The following is a 26018-nucleotide window of genomic DNA, read 5'->3' as shown; positions in this document are numbered from 1 at the left end:
ACGGCGTTCACGATGTGATAGCTTTTGTTTATCACTTACGTTTTACAGGCCGTATCCCACTTAACCTGCCATAGCCTGATGGATTACAGTAGATGTGATTTTCTTCTGTCTGATAAACAATGGTTATCACCGAAAGCATGGCATTTCAGATTAAATTTCATCATATCCGCGCCTTCGTCGAAGTGGCCCGGGAAGGGAGTATTCGCGGTGCCAGCCGGGCGCTGGCGGTCTCGCAGCCGGCCCTGACCAAAGCGATTAAAGAGCTGGAGGAGGGGCTTTCCGCCCAGCTGTTCGTGCGCCGCAGTCAGGGGGTGGCGCTGACCGAAAACGGCGAAAGCTTTTACCAACATGCGAGCTTGATCCTTGAGGAGCTGCGGGCGGCGCAGGACGAACTGCTGCAGCGTCAGGGCGAGCAGGCCGGGCAAATTAATATTGGCCTTGGCGCCAGCGTCGCCCGGTCGCTGATGCCGTCGGTGATCTGTCGCTTTCATCAGCAGCATCCGCAGGTAAAGGTGCGGATCATGGAGGGCCAGCTGTTGGCGATGATCAATGAGCTGCGCCAGGGAGAGCTGGATTTCACCATCAATACCTATTACCCCGGGCCGTACGACCATGAGTTCAGCTTTGAGAAACTGTTTGAGAAACCGTTCGCGGTGTTTGCCCGCGCGGGACATCCGGCGGCGCAGGCCACCTCGCTGGGGGAGTTGATGGATCACCACTGGACCATGCCGACGCCGCGCGGCAGCTACTTTAAACAGCTGCAGGACCGGCTTAATCAGGCCGGGTTAGCGCCTAAGGTAGATATTGTTTGCGAAACCTTCTCGTCGTGCATTAGCCTGGTGGTGAAAAGTGATTTTCTCAGCATCCTGCCGGTGGAGCTCGGCAACGATCCGCTGATGGCGGACAAGCTGGTGATGATCCCTGTCCGCGACGTCTTGCCGACGGCCACCTATTATCTGATCCAGCGGCGCGATACCCGGCAGACGCCATTAACGGCGTCGTTAATCACGCTGTTTCGCCGCCAAAGCCGACAATTGTTTCCTTAATCGCCCGTCGCGCTCACTTTGCCAGCGAACGCGGCTAAACGCGTTGAGGGGGGAGCGCCGGGCGGCTATAGTAGCTGGCGACAGCCGCTGGAGGAGAGCCCATGAACCTTGATGACAAATCCCTGTTTCTTGACGCCATGGAAGATGTCCAGCCTCTGAAACGTAAAAATGACGTGCACTGGCATCCCGGGCGCAACAGCCGGGCCCCGCAGCGTGTCGATACCCTGCAACTGGATAATTTTCTCACCACCGGCTATCTCGATATCGTGCCGCTCGCCACGCCGCTGGAGTTTAAGCGTGAAGGGCTGCAGAGCGGCGTGCTGGATAAGCTGCGGCGGGGGAAATACAGCCAGCAGGCGAGCCTCTCCCTGCTGCGCCAGCCGGTGGAACAGTGCCGACAGATGCTCTTCGCCTTTATGGTGCAGGCGCAGAAAGAGGGGTTACGTAATGTGCTGATCGTTCACGGCAAAGGCCGCGACGACCAGTCCCACGCCAATATTATCCGCAGCTATCTGGCGCGCTGGCTGGAAGAGCTGCCGGAGGTGCAGGCCTTCTGCGCCGCGCTTCCACATCATGGCGGCAGCGGCGCCTGCTATGTCGCGCTGCGTAAATCGGCCGAGGCGAAGCAGGAGACCTGGGAGCAGCACGCCAAGCGCAGTCGTTAGCGCAGAAGCAGCGTCAGCTCGCGGGCGGCTTTTTGCAGCTCCGGCAGCACGCGATCGATCATCTCGCGGGCCGACATCTGGCCCGCATGCACCCCAACGTTCAGCGCCGCCTGGACCTGCCCCTGAGCGTTAAACAGCGGTACCGCGAGGGAGCGCAGGCCCATCTCCAGCTCCTGGTCGTTGAGGGCATACCCCTGCTGATGCACCCGTTTCAGTTCGGCGCGCAGCTTCGCCACCGAATCCACCGTCTGCGGGGTGTAGCGGATCATGGTCACCCGAGCCAGCATGTCGTTGAGCTTCTCCTCCGGCTGATGGCTGAGCAGCACCCGGCCCATCGAGGTCGCCCAGGCCGGAAGGCGGCTGCCGATATCCAGGTCGATGGTCATAATCCGCGAGCTGGAGGCGCGGGCGATATACAGAATATCGTCCCCGTCGAGGGTGGCGATGGAGCAGGACTCGTTGAGCATTTCGCTCAGATGTCGCAGCACCGGCTGCGCCGAACGCGCCAGCGGCGTCGAGGCCAGCCAGGCGTGGCCCAGCGCCAGGATCCGCGGTCGCAGCTGGAAATTCTTACCGTCTTCGGCATACACGAACCCCAGCTTGCTCAGGGTATACAGGCAGCGGCGCACCGCCGCGCGCGGAATGCCGGTCTTCTGGCTGATCTGCGAGATAGACAGCAGGGGCCGCTGCGGCGTGAACGCCTGAATCACCTCCAGGCCGCGCGCCAGGGAGGCCATAAAGTTAGGATCGCCCTTAAACGGATCGCCGTCGCCGGTCAGTAAATCGTCTGGATGCTTGTCCATTTCTGTTCCCCATATTTGCCATCGATCACATTCTTTCGCTAAAGATAACCGATGTTCGATTATCGCACCATATTTCGATTATCGCCCTTGACCGACATCGTTAAGCGGGTCACATTTTGTGCGAACAACGAATAAAAGTGCGATTACCGCACATCACTGGAGCGACCTGATGATTGATAAAAGCGTATCGACGCTGAGCGAGGCCATCGCCGGGATCCACGACGGGGCGACTATTATGATCGGCGGCTTTGGTCCCGCCGGCCAGCCGACCTTTCTGATTGACGCCCTGATTGACCAGGGCGCCCGCGACCTGACCATCATTAATAACAACGCCGGCAACGGGGAAGTGGGTCTCGCGGCGCTGCTGAAAGCCGGGCGAGTACGCAAGATGATCTGCTCCTTCCCGCGCCAGGTGGATTCCCAGATTTTCGATGACCTCTATCGCCGCGGCAAAGTGGAGCTGGAGCTGGTGCCGCAGGGTAACCTCGCGGCGCGGATCCAGGCGGCTGGCGCCGGGCTGGGGGCAGTGTTTACCCCCACCGGCTACGGCACACCGCTGGCGGAAGGCAAGGAGACGCGGGAAATCGATGGTCGCCATTACGTACTGGAATATCCGATTAAAGCCGATTTCGCGCTGATTAAGGCCCATCAGGGCGACCGCTGGGGCAACCTGGTCTATCGCAAGGCGGCGCGCAACTTTGGCCCGATCATGGCGACGGCGGCGAAAACCACCATCGTCGAGGTCTCGCAGCTGGTGCCGCTGGGCGACCTCGACCCGGAACACATCATCACCCCCGGCATTTTCGTCCAGCGTGTCTTCTCGCTGGAAAACCTGACTGCCGCACAACGCGCCTGAGGATCCCGAGATGCAAAAACTGACCCGTGACGAAATGGCCCAGCGCGTGGCCCGCGATATTCCCGAAGGCGCTTACGTCAACCTCGGCATCGGCCTGCCGACCCGCATTGCCAATTACCTGCCCGCCGACAAAGAAGTGTTCCTGCACAGCGAAAACGGCCTGTTGGGGATGGGGCCGAAACCGCAGACCGGGGAAGAAGATCCCGAGCTGATCAATGCCGGTAAAGAGTTTGTCACCCTCCTGCAGGGCGGCTGCTATTTCCACCACGGCGACTCCTTCGCCATGATGCGCGGCGGCCATCTCGATATCTGCGTGCTGGGGGCCTATCAGGTCTCCGCCAGCGGCGACCTCGCCAACTGGAGCACCGGTGCGCCGGATGCGATCCCGGCCGTTGGCGGGGCGATGGATCTGGCCATCGGCGCCCGCCAGGTGTTCGTGATGATGGACCACCTGACCCGTGACGGCGAGTGCAAGCTGGTGGCGCAGTGCAGCTACCCGCTGACCGGCGTCGGCTGCGTCAGCCGGATCTATACCGACCTGGCGGTGATCGACATCACCGACCGCGGCCCGGTGGTACGTGAAATCTTTAACGGTCTCTCTTTTGAAGAGCTGCAGCGCATCACTCCGGTGGCGCTGACCTTTGAACAACTGGCGGAAAGCGCGTAAGGAACCTATGATGAATCAGGCATTTATCTGTGATGCGGTACGTACACCCTTTGGCCGTTTCGGTGGTACCCTGGCGACGATGCGCGCCGACGACCTCGCGGCGCTGCCATTAAAAGCCCTGCTGGAGCGTAACCCGGGACTGGATCCCTCGCGCATTGACGATGTGATCTTTGGCTGCGCCAACCAGGCCGGGGAAGATAACCGCAACGTGGCGCGGATGGCGCTGCTGCTGGCCGGGCTGCCGGAGAGCGTGCCCGGGAGCACCATCAACCGCCTGTGCGGTTCCAGCCTCGATGCGATCGGCGTCGCGGCGCGGGCGATTAAAAGCGGCGAGACGCAGCTGATGATCGCCGGTGGCGTGGAGAGCATGTCCCGCGCGCCGTTTGTGATGGGGAAAGCAGAGAGCGCCTTTAGCCGCAGCATGCAGATGGAGGATACCACCATCGGCTGGCGCTTTATTAACCCGCAGATGAAAGCCCTGTACGGCGTGCATTCCATGCCGGAGACGGCGGAAAACGTCGCCGATGAGTTTGCCATTTCCCGTGCCGATCAGGACGCGTTCGCCTTACGCAGTCAACTGCGTACCGCCGCGGCGCAGGAGGCGGGGCGTTTCGCCGATGAGCTGATCGCCGTCCAGGTGCCGCAGCGTAAAGGCGAGCCACTGCTGTTTAGCCGCGATGAGCACCCGCGCAGTACCTCGCTGGAGGCGCTGGCTAAACTGCGCGGCGTGGTGCGCGCCGACGGCAGCGTCACCGCCGGTAACGCCTCCGGCGTTAACGATGGCGCCTGTGCGCTGCTGCTGGCCAGCGAGACGGCGCTGGCGGCTCACGATCTTCAACCGCTGGCCCGGGTGGTCGGCGTGGCGACGGCGGGTGTTGCGCCGCGGATCATGGGCTTTGGCCCGGCGCCCGCGGTGCGTAAGGTGCTGGCGCAGACCGGCCTGACATTAGCCCAGATGGATGTCATCGAACTGAATGAAGCCTTCGCCGCTCAGGCGCTGGCGGTGACCCGTGATCTGGGCTTACCGGATGATGCCGCCCACGTGAACCCTAACGGCGGGGCGATCGCGCTGGGCCACCCGCTCGGTGCCTCCGGCGGCCGGCTGGCGATGACCGCGGCTTATCAGCTGAAACGGACCGGCGGCCGCTACGCCCTGTGCACCATGTGCATCGGCGTCGGACAGGGGATCGCCCTGATTATTGAACGTGTTTAAGGAGCCAGAATGAGTTTGTTGACCCCAATGCTGCGCAGCAGTCCGCTGACCGACTGGTTCAGCGACGCGCAGCGGGTGCAGGGCATGATGGATTTTGAAGCGGCGCTGGCGCAGGCGCAGGCCGTCTGCGGGATGGTGCCGCCGGAAGCGGTCGGGCCGATTGTCGCGGCCTGCCGCCACGAGACCATCGATTTTGCCGCGCTGGGCGAGGCGGCGGTGGGGGCCGGTAACCTGGCGATCCCGCTGGTGAAACAGCTGACGGTACAGGTAAAAGCGCGAGATCCCGAGGCTGCGCGCTACGTCCACTGGGGAGCCACCAGTCAGGACGCCATCGACACCGGACTGGTGCTCCAGCTGCGCGGGGCGCTGGATGCCGCTGAGACCTTGCTTGAGCAGCTGTTGGCTGCCCTGGCTCTCCAGGCGGATCGTTATCGCGATACTGTCATGCCGGGTCGGACCTGGATGCAGCATGCGCTGCCGGTGACCTTTGGCCTGAAGCTGGCGGGCACCCTCGACGCGCTCCTGCGCTGGCAGCAGCGGCTGCGCGAGATGCGTCCGCGGCTGCTGGTGCTGCAGTTTGGCGGCGCCGCGGGCACTCTGGACGCGCTAAAAGAGAAAGGGCCGGCGGTTGGCCAGGCGCTGGCGCAGATCCTCGGTCTGTCGCTGCCGGATACCCCGTGGCACAGCCAGCGCGATCGGCTGCTGGAGGCGGGCGCCTGGTTTGCCGGTGTCTGCGGTACCCTGGGGAAATTCGCTAACGACTTCTCCCTGCTGATGCAGACCGAAGTGGCTGAGGTCGGCGAGCCGGTGGCGGAAGGCCGCGGCGGCTCATCGACGATGCCGCATAAGCGCAATCCGGTGGCCTGCGCGGCGATCCTGACCGCCGCCCAGCGTACGCCGGGGCTGATGGCGACCCTCTACGCCAGCCAGCTCCAGCAGCACGAGCGGGCGCTGGGCGGCTGGCAGGCGGAGTGGGAGACGCTGCCGGATCTGATTACTCTGGTGGGCGGGGCGCTGGCGCAAAGTGAAGCGCTGGTGCGCGATATGCAGGTCTTCCCGCAGAAAATGCGTGCCGATCTCGATATCACCCACGGGCTGATCATGGCCGAGGCGGTGACCCTGGCGCTGGCGGAATTCATCGGCAAAGCCGAGGCGCATCATCATATCGAGGCGCTGTGCCGTCAGGCGCTGGACCGTCACTCTCCGCTGGTCGATCTGCTCGCGGCTGACCCACAGGTCAGTCAGTATCTCTCTCGTGAACGCTTAACCACGCTGCTGGACCCGGCAACGGCGACCGGCAGCGCCGAACGCTTTGTGCGCCAGGTGCTGGCGCGTTATCAGGAGCAACGTGATGAATCTTGATTATCAACTCGACGGGCCGGAGGGCGCGCCGGTTATCGTCCTCTCCAACTCGCTGGGCACCACCCGGGCGATGTGGCAGCCGCAGATCGAGGCGTTAACCGCCCATTTTCGGGTGCTGCGCTATGACACCCACGGTCACGGTAATACGACGAAAAATGGCAAAGTGACCCTCGCCCAGCTGGGGGAAGATGTGATTGCGCTGCTCGATCACCTGAATATCGACCGCGCCTGGTTCTGCGGGATCTCGATGGGCGGTCTGACCGGCCTGTGGCTGGGACGCTTTGCGCCAGAACGTTTTTATGGTCTGGCCGTTGCCAACACCGCGGCGCGCATTGGCGATCAGGCCAGCTGGCTGTCGCGGGCGCGGGCGGTACGCCAGGAGGGAATGGCGGTGGTGGCCGCCGGGGCGGCGGATCGCTGGTTCACTCATGCGTTTCGCCAGAAGGCGCCGGAGGTGGTGGAGGCGCTTTGCCACCAGTTAACCCATACCGACGTCGAAGGCTATGCCGCCTGCTGCGAGGCGCTGGCCGCCGCCGACCTGCGGGGCGAAGTGGGGCAGATCCCGCTGCCGACATTAATTATCGCCGGTGAAAGTGACCCTGTCACTACGGTCAGTGACGCCAGTTTCCTGCAGCAGCAGATCCCCGCTTCCCAGGTGGTGGTGCTGGCGGCATCGCATCTGTCAAACATTGAGGCGCCGAAAAGCTTTACTTCGGCGCTGCTAAGCTTTTTCCAGGGGGAACGCCATGGAGGATAAACAGCGCTATCAGGACGGAATGACGGTACGGCGCAAAGTATTGGGCGACGCCCACGTCGACCGTACCCTGCAGCATCTGACGCCGTTGAATGACGAGTTTCAGGACTTTATCACCCGCTACGCCTGGGGTGAGACCTGGACCCGTCCGGGGCTCGACCACCACACCCGCAGCATGATCACCATTGCCATGCTGATTGCTCTCAATCGCGAGGCGGAGCTGAAGATGCATCTGCGCGCGTCGTTTAACAACGGGGTCACCCGCGATGAGCTGAAAGAGTTGATCATGCACTCTGCGCTGTACTGTGGGCTGCCGGCGGCGAATGCCACGATGCATCTGGCGCAGCAGGTGTTTGACGACATCGACGCCGCGCAGGGTTGAGTCGTCGTCCGAGTCGGATTGCCCGGCAGTCGTTGTAGGCCGGGTAAGGCGCAGCCGCCACCCGGCGAAATAACGGCACAACCGGAAATGTCCCTGTTCGCACTATGTTTGGCAGGGCTACAACTTCTATGTTAATTCCGGGCAGATTGCGCTCCCGGTTGATCTTCTGCGTTATGTCTCTTATGGCGCGGGGAGCGCACAGGGGGCGGCCAGTCGCCGCCGCCCCCTGTACCCCCGGGCTCCGGCCAGCAAAATCGCCACTGCGTGGTGCCTTCGACTTATCCCTGCAGGCTGCGGGTCGGGCCGAGGCAGCGTCCGTGCAAAACACGGCCCTCAGCCCGCATCCATGCGGGCTGCCCCGGCCTTCCGGGAACGTCTCAGCGATTTTGAGGCCGCCAACACCGGCAGTTTCAGTCGCGCAAGTGGGTAAATGAGTGACAGGTCGCACGATCCGTAGGCCGGGCAAGGCGTTAGCCACCGCCCGGCACAAGCGCGGCTCTGCGCTGGCTGTTCTTGCTCAGCGGTGAAGCCGCCACCCGGCGGAGATGCCGCTATATTAGCCCTTATTTCTCAGGCTCCTGCGGCGCGACGGCTGGGGCGGCGTACCAGGCCTCCTGCGGCACCACCACCGCCGCCTTGGGCTGCATCACAAAGTTCGGCGACATAATCTGCACGCCGAATTCGTTAAACACATCAATAATACTGCTATGCAACGCGTTGCGGCCATCCGGCAGCTTAGTTGTGGGGAGCAAGCGCACCTGCAGCTCATACGCGGTGTACCAGTCAAGCAACCCCAGCTTGCGAACTATCGGGGCGATTTGTTGATCCACCCCAGGGGTGCGTCTTGCCGCCAGCTCCAGCAGCGCATGCACCTGACGCCACGGCGTATCGTAGCCGATGGTGACGCTGGTGGTGAGATTGAACCCGCCGTCGGTGCTCTCGGCGCTGAGATTAATAATTTTCCCGCTCACCACCACGGCGTTCGGGACGGTGACAATGTAATTTTCACGGGTGAGAATTTTGGTCGCCAGCACGCCAATCTCGCTGACCTGTCCCTCATTGTCGGCGAGGCGGATCCAGTCGCCTTTGCGCAGCGCCCGGGAGTAGATCAGCACCAGGCCGCTCATCGCATGGGTCATCACCCCGGTCGACCCGAGAGTCAGCATCAGGCCGAAGAACACGCTAATGCCTTTGAAGGCGAGGGAGTTGGCGCCGGGGAGGAACGGGTAGGCGGCGGACAGGGCAAACAGCCAGATGACCACCGAGATCAACCGGCGGGTGGCGCTGACGGTTTCCGGATGGATGCCCGGCACCTGAATGCGGCCGGCGGCGACCTGGTCGAGAGCCACTTTCACCAGGCGAATGATGAGCCAGGTGATCAGGAAAATAAGCACCACGATCATCAGCCCCGGCAGGGAGGCGACAATCGACAGGGAGAGATCGCGGATCACGCCCAGCGACCAGTCACCCAGCGATTCACTCCACACCCGTGTCCAGGGAAACAGGCTGAAGGCCCAGCTCAGCCAGAGATAACTGGCCAGCATGCCGACGAGAATGACCAGCACAGCATAGAGTCGAACTTCAATATTGCCGAGATAGCGCCGCCAGTGCTGCGGGATGGCGCTGCGTTTTTCAAGGATCCGCAGCAGGAAAAAGCGCCGCACCCGCCGCCAGGCGCGGAAGGCGCCGTAGTAAAACAGCGCCAGCAGCAGCCCTCCGGCCAGCGCTTTGCCGGCGGAAAGCAGCAGATAACGGTCGTTGAACTGTTCCTGCAGGCTGGTGCGCTGGGCCTCCATTCGCGCCAGCACCCGCTGGGCCGCCTGGTCGAGCGTTAAATCATCGCCCTCATCGAGATCCGCCTGGCTCAGCAGCAGCACCGGTTTGCCGTTCATCAGAAACAGCCGGCCCGGCTGACCATAGCGGTTGACCGCAACGACCCGCAGCGGTTGGCGAATATCGTCTTCAGTAAAGGCGCGTAAGGCGCTGCGGGTACGCAGGACGCGCTCTTCGGGCGTGGTCTGGCCGAAAGTAGCCTGCAACATGACGACAGGTTGATGGAAAATCGTGACTGTGCGTGCCTGCTCGCGGGCGGTCGGCTGCTGTCGCGGTTCGGCAGCCAGCGCCGGCTTTAGCACCAGCAGCGCCAGCGCCCAGAGGATCACCACGCTCATCCTGTTCATAGAGGCACCTGAGAAAGAGAATTATTGTTATTTTTCAGCAAACAACGGACGGCTTGTAGTTGAGCATAGCCTGGCGCGAAATGAATTCAAGCTGGCGCGGCGTGGGCATAAAAAAAGCCGTCGCCCAAACGGCGACGGCCTGATATCAGCGTCAGAAGTGAGCGTTAGCCGTGCTGTTGACAGCCGGCACACTGCTTATTCTGGATCTGCTGGAAGAAGTCGTTACCTTTATCATCAACCAGAATAAACGCCGGGAAATCTTCCACTTCGATTTTCCAGATAGCTTCCATCCCCAGTTCCGGATAGGCCACGCACTCGAGGCTCTTAATGCTCTGCTGGGCGAGCACTGCTGCCGGGCCGCCGATGCTGCCGAGGTAGAAGCCGCCGTGTTTATGGCAGGCATCGGTCACCTGCTGGCTGCGGTTGCCTTTCGCCAGCATCACCATGCTCGCGCCGTGCGACTGCAGCAGATCGACATAAGAGTCCATGCGGCCTGCGGTAGTCGGACCGAGGGAGCCGGAGGCATAACCGGTCGGCGTCTTCGCCGGGCCCGCGTAGTAGATCGGGTGATCTTTGACGTACTGCGGCAGCGCCTCGCCGTTATCAATAAGCTCTTTTAGCTTTGCGTGGGCGATGTCGCGGGCCACGATGATGGTGCCGTTGAGGCTCAGGCGGGTGGAGACCGGGTGCGCCGACAGTTGCGCCAGGATTTCGCTCATCGGCTGATTCAGGTTGATGCTGACGACATTGCCTTCACCCTGCTGACGCAGATGTTCAGGGATATATTTCCCCGGATTGCTCTCCAGCTTCTCGATCCAGATGCCGTCGCGGTTGATTTTCGCTTTGATGTTGCGGTCGGCGGAGCAGGAGACGCCCATGCCGATCGGGCAGGAGGCGCCGTGGCGCGGCAGACGGATCACCCGGATATCGTGAGCGAAGTATTTCCCGCCAAACTGCGCGCCGAGGCCGAGGTTCTGCGCTTCCTGCAGCAGCTCCTGCTCCAGCTGGACGTCGCGAAACGCCTGACCGTGCTCGTTGCCTTCGGTCGGCAGGCCGTCGTAGTAGCGGGTGGAGGCCAGCTTCACGGTCTTCAGCGTCGCTTCTGCCGAGGTACCGCCGATCACAAACGCGATGTGGTATGGCGGGCAGGCGGCGGTACCGAGGGTACGCATCTTCTCGACCAGATAGTTTTTCAGCTTCGCCGGAGTGATCAGCGCTTTGGTTTCCTGATAGAGATAGGTTTTATTGGCGGAACCGCCGCCTTTCGCCATACACAGGAACTTATACTCTTCACCGTCGACGCTGTAGAGATCGATCTGCGCCGGCAGGTTGGTGCCGGTGTTGACCTCTTTATACATATCCAGCGGCGCGTTCTGTGAGTAACGCAGGTTATCTTCGGTATAGGTGTTGTAAACGCCCTGCGCCAGGGCGGCTTCATCGCCACCGCCGGTCCAGACGCGCTGGCCTTTTTTACCCATGATGATGGCGGTGCCGGTATCCTGACAGGTGGGCAGAATACCTTTGGCGGCGATTTCGGAGTTGCGCAGGAACTGTAGCGCCACGTATTTGTCGTTTTCGCTGGCTTCCGGGTCGAGCAGAATCGAGGCGACCTGCTGCTGATGGGAGACGCGCAGCATAAAGGCGGCGTCGTGGAAGGCCTGCTGGGCGAGCAGGGTCAGCGCCTGCGGCTCTACTTTCAGAACCGGCTGGCCGTCAAATTCGGCGACAGAGACGTGCTCTTTGCTGAGCAGATAGTATTCGGTATCGTCGTGCGCCAGCGGGAACGGATCCTGATAAACAAACGGTTTAGTCGACATAGTCACTTACTCCATAAAGATAAAAACCGCCGGGGTGGTCCCGGCGGTTATGAATCAGAACATCATGGACATCCACGGATAGCCAATCAGCAGCAGGGCGGCCAGGAAGATGGCGCCAAAGATGGTGCCGAGGCGCCAGTAGTCTTTGGTCGGCAGGTAGCCGCTGCCGTAGTAGATTGGGCTTGGGCCAGTACCGTACGGGGTGATAATCCCCATCACGCCCAGCGAGGTGACCATCAGCAGGACGAACACTTCCATATTCATACCCGGAATGGTGGCCGCAATAGTCAGCATGGCCGGCAGCAGGGCAGTGGTGTGCGCGGTGGTGCTGGCAAACAGGTAGTGCAGCAGGTAGAACGCCAGCAGCAGGACGATGGTCGCCACGCCTGGGGAGATACCGCCCATCAGCGCGCCGCCCTCTTTACCCAGCCAGGCGATGAAACCGGTGGAGGAGAGGCCGTCGGCCAGCGCCACCAGGGTGGCAAACCAGACAAAGGTGTTCCACGCCGCTTTGTTGTTGGTGATGTCGCTCCAGGAGAGCACGCCGGTCCACAGCATCAGGACGATAACCAGCAGGGCGGCCAGCGCGGGTTCAATCCAGTCGGCGGCGAAGATCCACATCATCAGCGCGAAGCAGACGAACACCAGCAGCAGAATTTCATTGCGCGACAGTTTGCCCAGTTTTTCCAGCTCACGCGCGGCCCACAGCGGCACTTCGTTATTGATTTTCACTTCCGGCGGATAGAACCAGTAAGCCAGCAGCGGCATAGTCAGGATCAGCAGGACACCGAGCGGCAGGAAGGCGATGAACCAGGTCCCCCACGAGATGTTGATACCGACGATGCTTTTTACCAGCGCCAGGGCCAGCAGGTTCGGTGCCAGCGCTGACAGGAACATCGAGCTGGTGATACAGGCGGCAGTGATCGCCACCCACATTAGATAGGAACCGATTTTACGCGCGCTCGGGTCGTTTGGTTTTGAACCGTACAGCGGCGGCAGGTTGGCAATAATCGGGTAGATGGTACCGCCGCTGCGCGCGGTGTTAGACGGCGTAAACGGCGCCAGCAACAGGTCAGCGAAGGTGATGGCGTAGCCCAGCGTCAGGCTGCGACGGCCAAGATATTTCACCAGGATCAGCGCCAGGCGGCGGCCAAACTGGGTTTTATCGTAGCCGGCGGCGAACATGAACGCGCCGAAGATAAGCCAGACCGTGGAGTTGCCGAAGCCGCTCACCGCCCATTTAAAGGAGGCGCCGGCCAGCTTGAAGCTCGGGGCGGCCATCTGTTCCGGGCTGAACAACAGCCACTGGCTACAGAGGGCGATCACCACCACGCCGGTGATGCCGATAACGGCGCCAGGCAGCGGTTCAAAAATTAACCCGACGATCACCCCGACGAAGATGGCGAAGTAGTGCCAGGCGTACGGCGGCAGGCCGTCCGGGACCGGAACGAACAATAACAGTACGGCAACGATAATCGGCAGCGCCATCATCAGGAGACGTTTTTTAGTCGCAGTCGTTGGATTGACTGCACCGGCAGGCGGTATGGTTGTCTTTTTCTCTTTCATAATGAGTATCTGCAAGTTGTTGAAAATAGCGTTTACGCCAGCGACATGCTCAGTGATTTCTTTAATTACAAAAGTTACTTTAGTTTTTATTTTTCGTTTCTGAGTATCGTCAGGGCGTTTATTTAACGCGTTTGTCTGGGCGTTAAATTAAATTTGTTGGTTATTTATATATTGCGCTTTCAATGGCCGTTGCAATTGATCGAGATCAAGAAAAGCAGGTGATTTCACTATTTTTTTATTATCAGTATAACCCTATATGATGAGGTGTTAATTTGGCTAAAATATCGATAAATGTAAAAATAAAAATGAACATTTAATGCTGAATTTATCCATTATTTTCATAACAGCATGAAAGTAAATGCTTTTATTGAAATTCTAGATCGTTTTGAATGTTAACATAAGTATCTAAAATGTTATCGTACATTTGTATTATGTAAATGCTATTTATTATTTTAATAATACAATAGAGGTAGCGATGTTATTGTTGGGGTTAAATAGTTTTATAACTAACGTAATTGATTTGGTAACTAAAAAACACGCTATATTATTGGCATGACAACAGGAATTAAAAAACCAAAACCATTAATGATTCCGTCACCCCATTCTGAGTTTTTAATATTTTAAAATCTGGAGCGTAACTTATGACCAGTAACGAACGAATTCTGCAGCCATTTACTTTACCAAATGGTACGGAGCTGAAAAACCGTTTGCTCATGGCGCCGATGACCACCTGCACCGGTTATTTCGATGGGACTGTCACCAGCGAGCTGGTGGAGTACTATCGCGCTCGCGCCGGCAGCATCGGCACCATTATTGTCGAGTGCTGCTTTATTGATGACTACGGCCTGGCCTTCCCGGGCGCGATCGGCATCGATAATGATGAAAAAATTGCCGGCCTGGCGAAAATCGCAGAGGCGATCAAAGCGCAAGGTTCAAAAGCGATTCTGCAGATCTATCACGGCGGACGCATGGTCGACCCGCAGCTGATCGGGGGGCGCCAGCCGGTGGCGCCAAGCGCTATTGCCGCGCCGCGTGAGGGCGCCGCGATGCCGCGGGCGCTGAGCGGAGAAGAAGTGGAAGGGATGATCGCCAAGTTTGGCGACGGCGTCCGTCGCGCCATTCTCGCCGGCTTCGACGGCGTCGAAATTCACGGCGCCAACACCTACCTTATCCAGCAGTTCTATTCACCGAACTCCAACCAGCGCGACGACGAGTGGGGCGGTAGCCGCGACAATCGCGCCCGTTTCCCGCTGGCGGTCCTCGACATCACCCACAAAATGGCCCGCCAGTACGCTGACGATGCCTTTATCATCGGCTATCGCTTCTCGCCGGAAGAGATGGAGGTCCCGGGGATCCGCTTCGACGACACCATGTATCTGCTGGAAAAGCTGGCTGCCCGCGGTGTCGATTATCTGCACTTCTCGGTGGGCGCGACCCTGCGTCCCTCTATCGTCGATACCAGCGACCCGACGCCGCTGATCGAGAAATACTGCTCGATGCGCTCTGAAACCCTGGCTCAGGTGCCGGTGATGGGCGTCGGCGGGGTGGTTAACGTTGCTGATGCCGAGCTGGGCCTCGATCACGGTTATGACCTGATCGCCGTGGGCCGCGCCTGCATCGCCTATCCGGACTGGGCGGCTCGTATCGCCGCCGGTGAAGAGCTGGAGCTGTTTATCGACAGCACCCAGCGCGAGGCGCTGCATATTCCGGAACCGCTGTGGCGCTTCTCGCTGGTGGAAGCGATGATCCGCGACATGAGCATGGGCGACGCTAAATTTAAGCCGGGGATGTTTGTTGAAACCGTTCAGGATGACGCCAATGAACTGGTGATCAACGTTAGCCTCGAAAATGATCATATTGCCGATATTGAACTGGCGGCGAGCCCGGTGCAGACCGTCGAGTTCACCACCAGCTTCGAAGAGATCCGCGAACGTATTCTGACCGCCAACACCCCGCACGTGGACGCCATTTCCGGTGCTACCAGCCAGAGCGAAGCGGTGAAAAAAGCGGTCGCTAAAGCGATGCTGAAATCCAGCAAAGCGCTGGCAGCGGAAGAGGGCGGCAATGACGCCGCGCCGAAAAGTTATGACGTGGTGGTGGTCGGCAGCGGCGGCGCCGGCCTGGCGGCAGCCATTCAGGCTCACGACGAAGGCGCCAGCGTCCTGATCGTCGAAAAAATGCCGACCATTGGCGGCAACACCATCAAGGCTTCCGCCGGGATGAACGCCGCGGAAACTCGCTTCCAGCGGGTCAAAGGTATTCAGGACAGTAAAGAGTTGTTCTATCAGGAAACCCTGAAGGGCGGCCACAACAAAAACAACCCGCAGCTGCTGCGTCGCTTCGTGGAGAATGCGCCGCAAGCCATTGAGTGGCTGGCGGAGCGCGGCATTATGCTCAACGACATCACCACCACCGGCGGGATGAGCATTGACCGTACCCACCGTCCGCGCGACGGATCAGCGGTCGGCGGCTATCTGATTAGCGGCCTGGTGCGCAACATCACCAAACGCGGCATCGACGTCCTGCTGGATACCTCGGTGGAAGAGATCCTGATGAGCGGGGATGAGGTGAGCGGTGTACGTCTGGTCAACGACGAAAAAGAAGTCATCGAAGTGCAGACCAAAAGCATCGTAGTGGCCACCGGCGGCTTCAGCGCCAACAGCGCGATGGTGGTGAAGTATCGTCCGGACCTCGACGGTTTCGTGACCACCAACCACAAAGGGGCGACCGGGAGCGGTATCGCGCTGCTGGAACGCATCGGCGCTGGCACCGTGGATATGGGCGAAATTCAGATTCACCCCACCGTCGAACAGCAGACTTCGTACCTGATTTCCGAATCGATTCGCGGCGGCGGCGCTATTCTTGTTAACCAGCAGGGGAACCGCTTCTTTAACGAAATGGAGACCCGCGATAAAGTCTCGGCGGCGATTATCGCCCTGCCGGAACACTATGCGTACATTGTCTTTGACGAGCATGTGCGGGCGAAAAACAAAGCTGCCGATGAGTACATCGCCAAAGGCTTCGTCACCAGCGCCAGCTCCCCGCGTGAACTGGCGGAGAAACTGGGGATGGATTACCATGCCTTCCTCGCCACCCTCGAGTGTTACAACGGGGCAGTGGAAAAACAGCATGATGAACAGTTTGGCCGGACCACCGCGCTGCGCGCGCCGATTAACGAAGGCCCGTTCCATGCCATTCGCATCGCCCCCGGGGTGCACCACACCATGGGCGGCGTGACCATTAACACCGATGGCGAAGTGCTGAACGTTGACCAGCAGCCGATCCACGGCGCCTACGCCGCCGGTGAAGTGGTGGGCGGGATCCACGGCGGCAACCGCATCGGCGGTAACGCGGTCGCGGATATCATCATCTTCGGTACCCTCGCGGGCCACCAGGCGGCGAAACGTGCCAGAGGATAACAGGTAATTGCTGATGCCGGGCTGGTGCTTTTGCCGCCCGGCTTAGAGCCTATCTCATTAGGGCTATTTTGCTTGCCATGTTGAACCTGGGCAGTGCTCGAAATCCTCACGTACTACGTGTACGCTCCGGTTTCTGCGCGCTGTCCGTGTTCAAACTGGCTGCGCCAATTACGCCTACTGGGAGAGGTTCTTATCCCTTCTGAAGGAGAGCCCGATGTCCGATAACCGTGTCTATAGCTACTCCGCCGTCCTGATGGGTTCCCCCATTCTGCTCAAACTTTATTCCCACGATGAGGCGCTGGCCTCCCGCGTATTTCAGTTAATTAAACGCTACGAAGATCTGCTTACCGTTAACCGCGCCGAGTCGCAGGTGATGGATATCAACCATGCCGCCGGACGCCATCCGGTCACGGTCAGTCGCCCGGTCTTTCAGCTGATTCAGTGCGCCAAAGCCGCCAGCATGGTGCGCGACAGCGCCTTTAACCTTGCCATCGGCCCGCTGGTGAAGCTGTGGCGAATTGGCTTTCAGGGGCACAGCGTGCCTGACGCGGCTGATATCAGAGCCCTACTGGCGCTGACCCGCCCACAGGAGGTGATCCTTGATGAGGCAACCTGCAGCGTGTTTCTCCAGCAGCCGGGGATGGAGTTGGATCTCGGGGCGATCGCCAAAGGCTATATCGCTGACCGCGTGCGCGATTATCTCCGTCAGCAGCAGGTGGAGAAGGCGCTGATCAATCTCGGCGGCAATGTGCACACCCTCGGCGAATGGACCATTGGCCTGAAAAAACCGTTTGCCGACGCGCAGGCGCTGATCGGCTCCCTGACGATCAACGGACAGTCGGTGGTCACTTCCGGAACCTATGAACGTTATTTTGAGCAGGACGGCAAACGCTGGCACCATATTCTCGACCCGCGCAGCGGTTATCCGCTGGATAACGAACTCGACAGCGTGACGGTGATTTCCACGGATTCTTTAGACGGCGATATCTGGACTACACTGCTGTTCGGCCTCGGCGTAGAGAAGGGCTGCGCAGCGCTGCGTCAGCGTGAGGATATCGACGCGATTTTCGTCACCAAAAATCGCGACATCATTCTCTCATCGCCGCAGAGGCTGCGTTTTTCGCCGCTGGACAGCGGCTATCAGGTTATTGACTGTACTGCTTAAGCAAACTGTACTGTTCGGCGACCAGGCGGTAGCGATAGACCGGTCGCCCGGTAGCGCCGTAGTGGATAGTGGTGTAGAGGATATTGATCTGTGCCAGCCAAATCAGATATTTGCGGCACGAGACGCGGGAGATATTTACGGCCGCCGCCAGCTCATCGGTAGAGAATTCAACGTCCGGATGGGCGTCAATCCACTGGCAGAGCGTACGCAGCGTTTGCGCGGTTAGCCCCTTGGGCAGCTTGCGCGCGTCGCTGGCCTCCGGCGCGCCGCCGTGCAGCAGACGGTCGACGTCGGCCTGTTCGTAATACGGCTGGCCGGTCATCAGTTTACGCTTCTCCCGCCAGGTGGTGAGCGCCTCTTCAAAGCGCGGAAACTGGAAAGGTTTGATCAGGTAATCAACCACCCCGTAATGCATCGCGGTCTGCACCGTGGCGGCGTCTGCCGCCGAGGTGATCATGATGACATCGATAGCGCGCCCCGACTCGCGGATGGTCGGCAGTAGATCCAGCCCGCTGTCCTGTTGCATGTAGACATCCAGCAGCACCAGATCGATCTCCCGCTGCTTATCGTTAATCATCTCCTGGGCCTGACTGAGCGTCGAAGCGCTCCCGCTGCAACGAAAGCCGGGAACTCTTGCCACGTACAGGCGATTCAGTTCGGCCACCATCGCATCATCGTCAACAATCAACACATTTATCACGCACGTTTCCTTTTACTATCCCAGGGGAGATGAACAAAAAATTGGGTAAATACGCCGGGTTCCGACTCGACGGCGAGGGTGCCGCCCAGTTCGCGCAGCTGCTGGTTGGCGAGAAACAGCCCGACGCCACGATTCTCGCCTTTGGTGGAGAAACCTTTGTTAAAGATAGCGTCGATATTATTTTCCGGGATCCCCGGTCCGTCATCGCTCACTTCACCGCTTAGCCAGCCGTCCTGGTAGTGCAGCAGCAGGCCGATCTCACCCTCCGCCTGGCCGCTCATGGCGTCCAGCGCGTTCTCGATAAGATTGCCCAGCACCGTCACCAGCACCGTGACCTGCTTCTCATTCGGGCAATCCGGCACCTGGCTCTCTTCCGCCAGCGTCAGCGTAAAGCCGCACTCGGTGGCGCGCTGAATTTTACTTATCAGGAAGCCCGCCACCACCGGGGATTTAATACGGTGCTGAATGTCGCCGATGTCCGCCTGATAGCGGTGGGCGGTCTGCAGCACGTATTCCTCGAGTTTGCCATAGCTTTTCATATTCAGCAGGCCGAGGATCACGTGCAGTTTATTCATAAATTCATGGGAGGTGGTGCGCAGGGCATCCACATAGCTCATCATGCCGTCCAGCCGCTGCAGCAGCTGGCTCACCTCGGTCTTATCGCGGAAGGTACAGATGGCGCCGACCACCGCTTCCTGGCTGCGAATGGGCACCGTATTGCCGATCAGCAACAGGCCATTGCATCCCAGTTCGCGGTCGTACATCGGCTCGCCGCTCTGCAAGACGGTCTGCAGGTCGGCGAGCAGTGGCGTGTGGGCGAGGGTTTTGTCCGGGCCGGAAAAGAGGATCTCCTGCGCCGCCGGGTTGATCAAATTAACTTCGCCGTGGGCATCGACGGCAACGACGCCCTCCTTCAGGGCGTGAAGCATGGCCTGACGCTGTTGAAACTGGGTGGAAATCTCCTGCGGCTCCAGCCCCAGCAGGACGCGCTTCAGACCGCGTACCAGGCTCCAGGTGCCCAGCGCGCAGACCAGCGCGCTGAACAGGATGGTCAACAGTACGTCCCAGCGGCTGTTGGCGATCTGTTCGTCCACTTTACTCAGCGAAATGCCGACCACCACCACGCCAATTTGCTGGTGCTGGACGTTGAACACCGGGGTGAATACCCGCAGCGCCGGGGCCAGTACGCCGTGGTTAATGGCAACGTTCTCTTTTCCCTGCAGCGTGGGCAGGATATCCCGGCCGATAAACCGCTTTCCGATGATAGAGGTATCCGGATGCGAATAGCGAATACCGTGCATATCGGTGACGATAGCGTACAGTAGGTCGTTGCGCCGGGTGATGGCCTGCGCCAGCGGCTGAATGATCTGCTGCTGCGGGGGCGCCTCCAGTCCGCGCTTCACCTGCGGCATATCGGCCATGGTGCGCGCCACCGCCAGCGCGGTCTCTTTCAGACCGTCGCGGGTGGCATTGCTGATCTGCATATACCACAGGGCATAGACCAGCAGGAGCACGGCGCCGATGACGCTGCCGATCATCAAGGATACGGCGGTGCTCAGCTTTAACGGTAAGGCGCGTTGGCGAACGCGAGGCTGCTGCTCTGATGCCTTCATGACGATCCCGGATAGATTCAGTGAAGGCATATTATCGCCGATAGGACGGTTTTCATAAAGCCGTGTAATCAAAGCCAATCGAGGCGGTTTAGCCGATACGTAAACCGTTTCACATGCTCTGCCAGCAATCCTTCTGACTGGCCATGCCGGCGGGCGGCGAAGATGAGACGTAAGACAGGATTGCTCAGATAACCGGCAATCGCCCCCTGACGGGGCGGTCGGGAAGGTAAACTGTGACCCCGACGGCGGTAAAGCACAGAACATTCCACTTATAGTGGCGGCAGAGGTTAAATAGGCCTGATGAATATAAGGATATGCATCAGGCCGCTGATGTCGCCGAGATGCGCTTTTTCTGTTGTAAATGGAGGTTGTTATGAACAGTTCGCTAACCGCTGCAATGCAGGCCCGTCGTCACCCGGATACCACTCACATCGATCGTCTCGCCACGGCAGACATGCTGGCGATGCTGCATCAGGATGATAAGCAGATATCGGAGGCGGTCGGCGCCTGCCTGCCGGACATCGCCCGGCTGATTGATGTCGCCACCGCGACGATGGGCCGGGGAGGGCGCCTGGTCATTATCGGCGCTGGAGCGTCAGGCCGGACGGCCATCGAGGCGGTCAGCGACTATTCGCCGGAAGGCAAACACGCGCTGGTGGGACTGATTGCCGGTGGGCAGACGGCGGCGATGGCCGAGCGGGAAACCGCAGCAAATAATTATGACCTGGGCGCCTTTGAACTGCAGTCGCTGGACTTTTCCAACCACGATATGCTGCTGGCGTTGACCGTCAGCGGCAAGACGCCGTGGGTGTGGGGCGCGATGCGCCACGCCTGGTCGCTGGGGGCCCCTATCGCTGTCGTCACTCAGCAGGCGGCCAGCGAGGCGGCGCAGCTGGCGGATATCATTATTGCCCCACAGACCGGGCCGGAAGCGGTGGCAGGCTTAGCCAATCCGAAGGCTCAACTGGCCCAGCGGCAGATCGTCAACATGCTGACGACCGGGCTCGCCATCCGTGACGGTCGGGTGTACAGCAATCTGCGGGTGGACGTGCAGGCTGACAATTCGCACTGGGCGGAGCGGCAGATAGCGATTGTCATGGCGGCCACCGACTGCACGCGCAGTGAAGCAAAAGCGGCACTGGCCAGCTGCCATCAGCACTGCCGCACCGCGATCCTGATGCTGCTCAGCGGGCTGGATGCCTGGCACGCGCGCGAGCTGCTGACGCAACATCACAATCACCTGCGTCTCGCCCTGCGCGAAGCACAGCGCAGCAGCACGACCACTCCCGCCCATTAACCCCTCAGCCAGGCGCGCGCGATTGTCGTACGCGCCTGGACTTTATTAACTAAAAAAATCTCTCTTTTTTATTTTTCTCAGCAATCAGGCTGAATTTTCGATCTTATTTTTTACCAGGTATCATTTTGATGTCTCGCTTTGCTTTTTTAAGTTAAATAATTATTTGATTAAAAATACCAGAGTGTAAATGATATTTTAAAATAAAGTAAAAGTGCGTTAATATGCTGCCTCTTATTACCGTGTGCTACGTGATAATTCTATTATGCCTGCAATGAAAAAAACGATTATTTCCTTTACCGCATTAGCGATGTTCGTCAGCGCGGCGACGCATGCTGAAGCGGATACCTCGAAAAAAACCGACTTCCTGCTGATTGGCGGCGGGATCATGAGCGCCTCGCTCGGCACCTGGCTGCAGGCGCTGCAGCCGGACTGGAACCTGACCATGGTGGAGAAACTGGACGGCGTGGCCCTGGAATCTTCCAACGGCTGGAATAACGCCGGTACCGGCCATTCAGCGAATATGGAGCTGAACTATACCCCGGAACGAGCGGACGGGTCGATTGACGTCAGCAAAGCGCTGGATATTAACGAACAGTTTATGATTTCCCGTCAGTTCTGGTCGGCACAGGTGAAACGCGGTATTTTGCACGACCCGCACTCCTTTATTAACTCCACACCGCATATGAGTTTCGTGTGGGGCGATAATGTGGATTACCTGCAAAAACGTTATAACGCGCTGCAGCAGACTACCTTATTCCAGGGGATGAAATTCTCCACCGATCACGCGCAAATTAAACAGTGGGCGCCGCTGGTGATGGAAGGGCGCGATCCGCAGCAGAAAGTGGCCGCCACCTGGACGCCGGTGGGTACCGATGTCAACTACGGCGAAATTACCCGCCAGCTGATCGGCAGCCTGAAGAAAAATAACCACTTCACCCTGCAAACCTCCTCCGAGGTGACCGATTTCAAACGCAATGCCGACAACTCCTGGCACGTGACGATTAAGAACGTGCAGAGCGGGGACGCGCAGACTATTGACGCCAAATACGTCTTTATCGGCGCCGGCGGCGGCGCGCTGAAGCTGCTGCAGAAAACCGGCATTCCGGAAGCGGATAACTATGCCGGTTTCCCGGTGGGCGGCTCGTTCCTGATGACCGAGAACCCGGCGGTCACCGCGCAGCATCTGGAGAAAGTCTATGGTCAGGCTTCGGTCGGCGCGCCGCCGATGTCGGTGCCGCATCTTGACGCTCGTTATCTCGACGGGAAGCGCGTGGTGCTGTTCGGGCCATTCGCCACCTTCTCGACCAAGTTCCTGAAAAATGGTTCGTTCTTTGACCTGCTCAGCACCACCACCACCGATAACGTGCTGCCGATGACCCACGTCGGTCTCGACAACTTCGATCTGGTGAAATATCTCGTCAGCCAGGTGATGCTCAGTGATGATGACCGTTTTGCTGCGCTGAAAGAGTACTACCCGGACGCGCGTAAAGAAGACTGGAAACTGATCCAGGCCGGTCAGCGCGTGCAGATCATCAAGAAAGACGCGGAGAAGGGCGGCGTTCTGAAGCTCGGTACCGAAGTGGTGGTCGATCAGCAGAAAACGATTTCTGCGCTGCTCGGCGCATCGCCAGGTGCTTCCACCGCCGCGCCGATCACCCTGAACGTACTCAAGCAGATGTTCCCGCAGCAGTTTAACTCGCCGGAGTGGCAGAGCCGTATTCACGCTATCGTGCCGAGCTACGGTCAGAAGCTGAACGGTAACGTGGCGCTGACCCAGCAGGTATGGGATGACACCGCCGCGGCGCTGCAGCTGACTAAGCCGCCGGTGATCCAGATGCCAGCGGCTGCGCCGACCGCGACCGCCAAACCGGCAGAGCCGCCGCGCGACGCCTCGCCGCAGCATGATATGGCGCTGTAAAAGCACATTCGTGCAGTGAACAAAAGGGAAGACCACGGTCTTCCCTTTTTTGCGTTCATTTCCCGTCCCTGCCGCGCGTTGCCTGCAACTTTGCCGTCATAAAAGATATACTGGTTTGAATTGAAAAAAGAAAAGTAAACCAGGAGTGTGGAAGGGCTATGAAAGACGATATCAACCAGGAGATCACCTTCCGCAAGCTGTCGGTCTTTATGATGTTTATGGCGAAGGGCAATATCGCCAGAACCGCCGAAGCCATGAAGCTCAGCAGCGTTAGCGTGCACCGCGCGCTGCATACGCTCGAAGAGGGGGTCGGCTGCCCGCTGTTTGTCCACAAAGGGCGCAACCTGCTGCCGCTGCAGGCGGCGTGGACGCTGCTTGAATACTGCCAGGATGTGATGAGTCTGATGAGCCGTGGGCTTGAGGCGACGCGTAAAGTCGCCGGCGTCTGTCAGGGACGGTTGCGCATCGGTACCCTCTATTCGCTGACCCTGGAAACCGTTCCGCGCATCATCATGGGGATGAAGCTGCGTCGCCCGGAGCTGGAGCTGGATCTGACGATGGGCTCCAATCAGATGCTGCTGGATATGCTGGAAGACGATGCCCTTGACGCTATCTTAATCGCCACCAATGAAGGCGAATACAATAATTCGGCTTTCGACGTGGTGCCGCTGTTTGAAGATGATATCTTCCTCGCCGCGCCGGCGACGGAACAGCTGAATACCACAGAGCTTGCCGACCTGCGCGATTATGCCGATCGTAAGTTTGTTTCGCTGGCGGAAGGGTTTGCGACTTATGCCGGGTTTCAGGAGGCCTTTCAGGTGGCCGGTTTTGAGCCGGAAATTGTGACCCGGGTGAATGATATCTTTTCGATGATAAGTCTGGTGCAGGCGGGCGTCGGCTTCGCGCTGCTGCCGGGACGCATGAAGAAAGTTTATGAAAACGATGTGCAGCTGTTAAAGCTGGCGGAACCCTATCAGATGCGCCAGCTGATCTCTATCGTCTATTCGCACCATCGCGAGCGCGATGCCGACCTGCTGGCGCTGGCGGCGGAAGGGCGGATGTACGCCCGCAGTATTAATCACTAAGCCGCTGCGCCAGATGGCGGGCGACGTCTACGCCGCTGCGCTCCAGCGCAATGGTCTCGCCGCGCCAGCCCGCCTGGCGGGTCAGGCAGGTGAGCACCCCGCCGGGCGGCATCTCGATTGCCAGCCTGGCGTCGCGTTCATCGGCGGCGATCATCGCCTCCTGCCAGTGCACGGTGCGCGCCATGTTCATCGCCAGATCGTCAGCGATCCGCTGTGGATCCCACAGCACGCGCGCCGTCGAGCCGCTTAAATAGGCGCGCTGAGGGCGCGTTAAGGTGACGTCGGCAAAGGCTTTTGCCAGCGCTGCGGCGGGTTTATCCAGCAGTGCGCAGTGCGAGGGCACGCTGACCGCCAGCCGCTGGGCTTTACTGGCGCCAGCCCGCAGCGCCAGCTGCGCCACCTCGGCCATCGCCTCATCGCGCCCGGCGATCACGATCTGCGTTTCGGCGTTGAGGTTGGCGAGATAAACCTCGTGGCCCTGCATCAGCGCCTCAACCCGCGGGCGGGTCAGCCCCATAATCGCCGTCAGCCCGTAACCTTCGGGATAAGCCTGCTCCATTAAATCGCCGCGCAGCGCCACCAGCCGCAACGCGCTGGCGAAATCGAGCGCGCCGGCAATCACCGCTGCCGGAAACGCGCCGATAGAGAGGCCGCTGACCATCTGCGGATCCACGCCCTGGCGCTGTAGCTCGCGCGCCCAGGCGACCCCGGCGATCAGCAGACAGAGTTGTACCGCACGGGTGTGTTTTAGCGCGTCGGCGCTATCGAGAGTAGCGACTTCATCCCCCAGCACGGCGCGCGCCTGGGTGAAGATAGCCTCGCGATCGGGGAGGGCCGCCAGCATGCCGGGGCGCTGGCCGCCCTGACCGGGAAAAGTAAATAAAATCTTCATCATTCCTCCCTGTGCCACGGCGTCGCGGTTAAGCGTGCGCCATGGGATGTTTTTAGCAGCGCACGGCCATCGCGCAGCCACTCATTAAGGGCGAAGGCGCCGTAGGGCGTTTCTACCTGGGTATCGGCGCGGCACGGCAGTTGGGCCACACGGGCCTGCCATTCGCGCAGCGCCTCGCGATCCAGCGGCTCCGGCGCGCGGATCAGCAGATCCAGATCGCTTGCCGCATGGAGTACCGGGATCTCAGTGGCCAGCGCATAGCCGGTACTGCCGGTGACGCCCCAGCCCCAGGACCAGGGGTATAAGGTAAGGGCGATAGCCGCCTGAACCGGCGGCTGTGAAACAAAAGGGGAGCCCAGCAGACGCTCGCGCTCCACCAGCATTTCCGGCGTCACGCAGCGCACGATATTGTGCGCCTGGACCCAACCGGCGGCGCGCTGCTCGCGCTTCATGCCCCGCACCCCCACCGGGATGCGGGCCTGGTTATCAACGTCGCGTCTCACCACCACCGGCAGCGCGGCTCGCCACTGCTGAGCCACCCACGGCTCGGCAATCGCTTCCAGGGCGCTGGCGTGGTTTAACCAGAGTAAATCGTGGGGACGCGGCGTTGATGACATG

General features: G+C 59.8%; 21 protein-coding genes. 13 read left to right on the top strand and 8 right to left on the bottom strand.

Translation table 11 applies throughout. The annotated features are described in order from the left end of the window. The first annotated feature begins 137 nt into the window (after positions 1-137). Both N438_RS04130 and smrA read left to right on the top strand, forming a co-directional pair. Positions 138-1046, top strand: coding sequence for a LysR family transcriptional regulator (locus N438_RS04130; RefSeq protein WP_008805057.1), 909 nt, complete (start codon positions 138-140; stop codon positions 1044-1046). Positions 1047-1147: 101 nt separating this feature from the next. Continuing rightward, complete coding sequence (gene smrA / locus N438_RS04125; RefSeq protein WP_008805056.1) at positions 1148-1711, top strand: DNA endonuclease SmrA; 564 nt, start codon at positions 1148-1150, stop codon at positions 1709-1711. Here smrA and N438_RS04120 read toward each other — a convergent pair. Next, on the bottom strand, positions 1708-2514 hold the full coding sequence (locus N438_RS04120; RefSeq protein WP_008805055.1) for an IclR family transcriptional regulator C-terminal domain-containing protein: 807 nt from the start codon (positions 2512-2514) through the stop codon (positions 1708-1710). The two genes, smrA and N438_RS04120, sit on opposite strands and share 4 nt — an antisense overlap. A gap of 169 nt (positions 2515-2683) precedes the next feature. Between N438_RS04120 and N438_RS04115 the strand changes: the two genes are divergently transcribed. From N438_RS04115 to pcaC, 6 genes are read left to right on the top strand one after another with little or no spacing between them, the layout of a single operon-like run. Further along, positions 2684-3370 carry a 3-oxoacid CoA-transferase subunit A gene (locus N438_RS04115; protein ID WP_008805054.1) on the top strand — a complete coding sequence of 229 codons (687 nt, stop codon included), beginning with the start codon at positions 2684-2686 and terminating at the stop codon, positions 3368-3370. Positions 3371-3380: 10 nt separating this feature from the next. Next, positions 3381-4037: a 3-oxoacid CoA-transferase subunit B gene (locus N438_RS04110; protein ID WP_032754262.1), complete on the top strand. Its 657-nt coding sequence runs from the start codon at positions 3381-3383 to the stop codon at positions 4035-4037. 10 nt (positions 4038-4047) lie between these two features. After that, entirely contained in the window at positions 4048-5250 is a 1203-nt protein-coding gene (gene pcaF / locus N438_RS04105; RefSeq protein ID WP_008805052.1) for a 3-oxoadipyl-CoA thiolase, read from the top strand. A 9-nt stretch (positions 5251-5259) separates the two neighbouring features. Then, positions 5260-6612 (top strand): 3-carboxy-cis,cis-muconate cycloisomerase, encoded by a 1353-nt coding sequence (locus tag N438_RS04100; protein WP_023297538.1) that lies wholly within the window; start codon positions 5260-5262, stop codon positions 6610-6612. Next, positions 6602-7369 (top strand): 3-oxoadipate enol-lactonase, encoded by a 768-nt coding sequence (gene pcaD, locus N438_RS04095; protein ID WP_012968330.1) that lies wholly within the window; start codon positions 6602-6604, stop codon positions 7367-7369. Before N438_RS04100 ends, pcaD begins: the two co-directional genes overlap by 11 nt. Further along, complete coding sequence (gene pcaC / locus N438_RS04090; RefSeq protein WP_008805049.1) at positions 7359-7748, top strand: 4-carboxymuconolactone decarboxylase; 390 nt, start codon at positions 7359-7361, stop codon at positions 7746-7748. Before pcaD ends, pcaC begins: the two co-directional genes overlap by 11 nt. Before the next feature lie 563 nt (positions 7749-8311). On the opposite strand, the gene N438_RS04080 is transcribed toward pcaC, so the two are convergent. From N438_RS04080 to N438_RS04070, 3 genes are all read right to left on the bottom strand, one after another. Next, complete coding sequence (locus N438_RS04080) at positions 8312-9928, bottom strand: mechanosensitive ion channel domain-containing protein (protein ID WP_012968328.1); 1617 nt, start codon at positions 9926-9928, stop codon at positions 8312-8314. Positions 9929-10092: 164 nt separating this feature from the next. Further along, entirely contained in the window at positions 10093-11745 is a 1653-nt protein-coding gene (gene fumA / locus N438_RS04075; protein ID WP_008805047.1) for a class I fumarate hydratase FumA, read from the bottom strand. A 54-nt stretch (positions 11746-11799) separates the two neighbouring features. After that, positions 11800-13311 (bottom strand): anion permease, encoded by a 1512-nt coding sequence (locus tag N438_RS04070; protein WP_012968326.1) that lies wholly within the window; start codon positions 13309-13311, stop codon positions 11800-11802. Between the two features lie 641 nt (positions 13312-13952). Between N438_RS04070 and N438_RS04060 the strand changes: the two genes are divergently transcribed. Both N438_RS04060 and N438_RS04050 read left to right on the top strand, forming a co-directional pair. Then, complete coding sequence (locus N438_RS04060) at positions 13953-16730, top strand: flavocytochrome c (protein ID WP_116696100.1); 2778 nt, start codon at positions 13953-13955, stop codon at positions 16728-16730. Positions 16731-16944: 214 nt separating this feature from the next. Then, complete coding sequence (locus N438_RS04050; RefSeq protein WP_023297542.1) at positions 16945-17895, top strand: FAD:protein FMN transferase; 951 nt, start codon at positions 16945-16947, stop codon at positions 17893-17895. On the opposite strand, the gene dcuR is transcribed toward N438_RS04050, so the two are convergent. Both dcuR and N438_RS04040 read right to left on the bottom strand, forming a co-directional pair. Continuing rightward, entirely contained in the window at positions 17876-18595 is a 720-nt protein-coding gene (dcuR, locus tag N438_RS04045; protein WP_008805043.1) for a two-component system response regulator DcuR, read from the bottom strand. The genes N438_RS04050 and dcuR overlap by 20 nt on opposite strands. After that, a complete protein-coding gene (locus tag N438_RS04040; RefSeq protein ID WP_116696098.1) occupies positions 18592-20208 on the bottom strand; it encodes a sensor histidine kinase in 1617 nt (538 codons plus the stop codon). The genes dcuR and N438_RS04040 overlap by 4 nt, the downstream gene beginning before the upstream one ends. 373 nt (positions 20209-20581) lie before the next feature. Between N438_RS04040 and N438_RS04035 the strand changes: the two genes are divergently transcribed. The 3 genes from N438_RS04035 to N438_RS04025 all read left to right on the top strand — a co-directional run bounded on the left by N438_RS04035 (position 20582) and on the right by N438_RS04025 (position 24508). Next, the gene (locus N438_RS04035) at positions 20582-21505 is read left to right on the top strand and encodes an N-acetylmuramic acid 6-phosphate etherase (RefSeq protein ID WP_008805041.1); all 924 of its coding nucleotides are present in this window, start codon (positions 20582-20584) and stop codon (positions 21503-21505) included. A gap of 307 nt (positions 21506-21812) precedes the next feature. Beyond that, the gene (mqo, locus tag N438_RS04030) at positions 21813-23423 is read left to right on the top strand and encodes a malate dehydrogenase (quinone) (protein ID WP_224226274.1); all 1611 of its coding nucleotides are present in this window, start codon (positions 21813-21815) and stop codon (positions 23421-23423) included. A gap of 158 nt (positions 23424-23581) precedes the next feature. Then, a complete protein-coding gene (locus N438_RS04025) occupies positions 23582-24508 on the top strand; it encodes a LysR substrate-binding domain-containing protein (protein WP_116696097.1) in 927 nt (308 codons plus the stop codon). Here the strand turns inward: N438_RS04025 and mdcH are convergent. Both mdcH and N438_RS04015 read right to left on the bottom strand, forming a co-directional pair. Then, entirely contained in the window at positions 24498-25400 is a 903-nt protein-coding gene (gene mdcH / locus N438_RS04020; protein WP_022066049.1) for a malonate decarboxylase subunit epsilon, read from the bottom strand. The genes N438_RS04025 and mdcH overlap by 11 nt on opposite strands. Then, complete coding sequence (locus N438_RS04015) at positions 25400-26017, bottom strand: malonate decarboxylase holo-ACP synthase (protein WP_023340080.1); 618 nt, start codon at positions 26015-26017, stop codon at positions 25400-25402. The genes mdcH and N438_RS04015 overlap by 1 nt, the downstream gene beginning before the upstream one ends. Position 26018: the final 1 nt, after the last annotated feature.

Source organism: Klebsiella sp. GL120222-02, from assembly GCF_003097195.1.
Taxonomy (GTDB): domain Bacteria; phylum Pseudomonadota; class Gammaproteobacteria; order Enterobacterales; family Enterobacteriaceae; genus Klebsiella; species Klebsiella variicola.
The sequence above is the reverse complement of the archived record's forward strand: the minus strand, read 5'-3'. Positions and strand labels throughout refer to the sequence as shown.

What these genes read in the sequence shown, in the direction of transcription:
- N438_RS04130 (WP_008805057.1), top strand. Translation starts at nt 138, where the DNA reads ATGGCATTTCAGATTAAATTTCATCATATCCGCGCCTTCGTCGAAGTG.
- smrA (WP_008805056.1), top strand. Translation starts at nt 1,148, where the DNA reads ATGAACCTTGATGACAAATCCCTGTTTCTTGACGCCATGGAAGATGTC.
- N438_RS04120 (WP_008805055.1), bottom strand. Translation starts at nt 2,514, where the DNA reads ATGGACAAGCATCCAGACGATTTACTGACCGGCGACGGCGATCCGTTT.
- N438_RS04115 (WP_008805054.1), top strand. Translation starts at nt 2,684, where the DNA reads ATGATTGATAAAAGCGTATCGACGCTGAGCGAGGCCATCGCCGGGATC.
- N438_RS04110 (WP_032754262.1), top strand. Translation starts at nt 3,381, where the DNA reads ATGCAAAAACTGACCCGTGACGAAATGGCCCAGCGCGTGGCCCGCGAT.
- pcaF (WP_008805052.1), top strand. Translation starts at nt 4,048, where the DNA reads ATGAATCAGGCATTTATCTGTGATGCGGTACGTACACCCTTTGGCCGT.
- N438_RS04100 (WP_023297538.1), top strand. Translation starts at nt 5,260, where the DNA reads ATGAGTTTGTTGACCCCAATGCTGCGCAGCAGTCCGCTGACCGACTGG.
- pcaD (WP_012968330.1), top strand. Translation starts at nt 6,602, where the DNA reads ATGAATCTTGATTATCAACTCGACGGGCCGGAGGGCGCGCCGGTTATC.
- pcaC (WP_008805049.1), top strand. Translation starts at nt 7,359, where the DNA reads ATGGAGGATAAACAGCGCTATCAGGACGGAATGACGGTACGGCGCAAA.
- N438_RS04080 (WP_012968328.1), bottom strand. Translation starts at nt 9,928, where the DNA reads ATGAACAGGATGAGCGTGGTGATCCTCTGGGCGCTGGCGCTGCTGGTG.
- fumA (WP_008805047.1), bottom strand. Translation starts at nt 11,745, where the DNA reads ATGTCGACTAAACCGTTTGTTTATCAGGATCCGTTCCCGCTGGCGCAC.
- N438_RS04070 (WP_012968326.1), bottom strand. Translation starts at nt 13,311, where the DNA reads ATGAAAGAGAAAAAGACAACCATACCGCCTGCCGGTGCAGTCAATCCA.
- N438_RS04060 (WP_116696100.1), top strand. Translation starts at nt 13,953, where the DNA reads ATGACCAGTAACGAACGAATTCTGCAGCCATTTACTTTACCAAATGGT.
- N438_RS04050 (WP_023297542.1), top strand. Translation starts at nt 16,945, where the DNA reads ATGTCCGATAACCGTGTCTATAGCTACTCCGCCGTCCTGATGGGTTCC.
- N438_RS04040 (WP_116696098.1), bottom strand. Translation starts at nt 20,208, where the DNA reads ATGAAGGCATCAGAGCAGCAGCCTCGCGTTCGCCAACGCGCCTTACCG.
- N438_RS04035 (WP_008805041.1), top strand. Translation starts at nt 20,582, where the DNA reads ATGAACAGTTCGCTAACCGCTGCAATGCAGGCCCGTCGTCACCCGGAT.
- mqo (WP_224226274.1), top strand. Translation starts at nt 21,813, where the DNA reads ATGTTCGTCAGCGCGGCGACGCATGCTGAAGCGGATACCTCGAAAAAA.
- N438_RS04025 (WP_116696097.1), top strand. Translation starts at nt 23,582, where the DNA reads ATGAAAGACGATATCAACCAGGAGATCACCTTCCGCAAGCTGTCGGTC.
- mdcH (WP_022066049.1), bottom strand. Translation starts at nt 25,400, where the DNA reads ATGAAGATTTTATTTACTTTTCCCGGTCAGGGCGGCCAGCGCCCCGGC.
- N438_RS04015 (WP_023340080.1), bottom strand. Translation starts at nt 26,017, where the DNA reads ATGTCATCAACGCCGCGTCCCCACGATTTACTCTGGTTAAACCACGCC.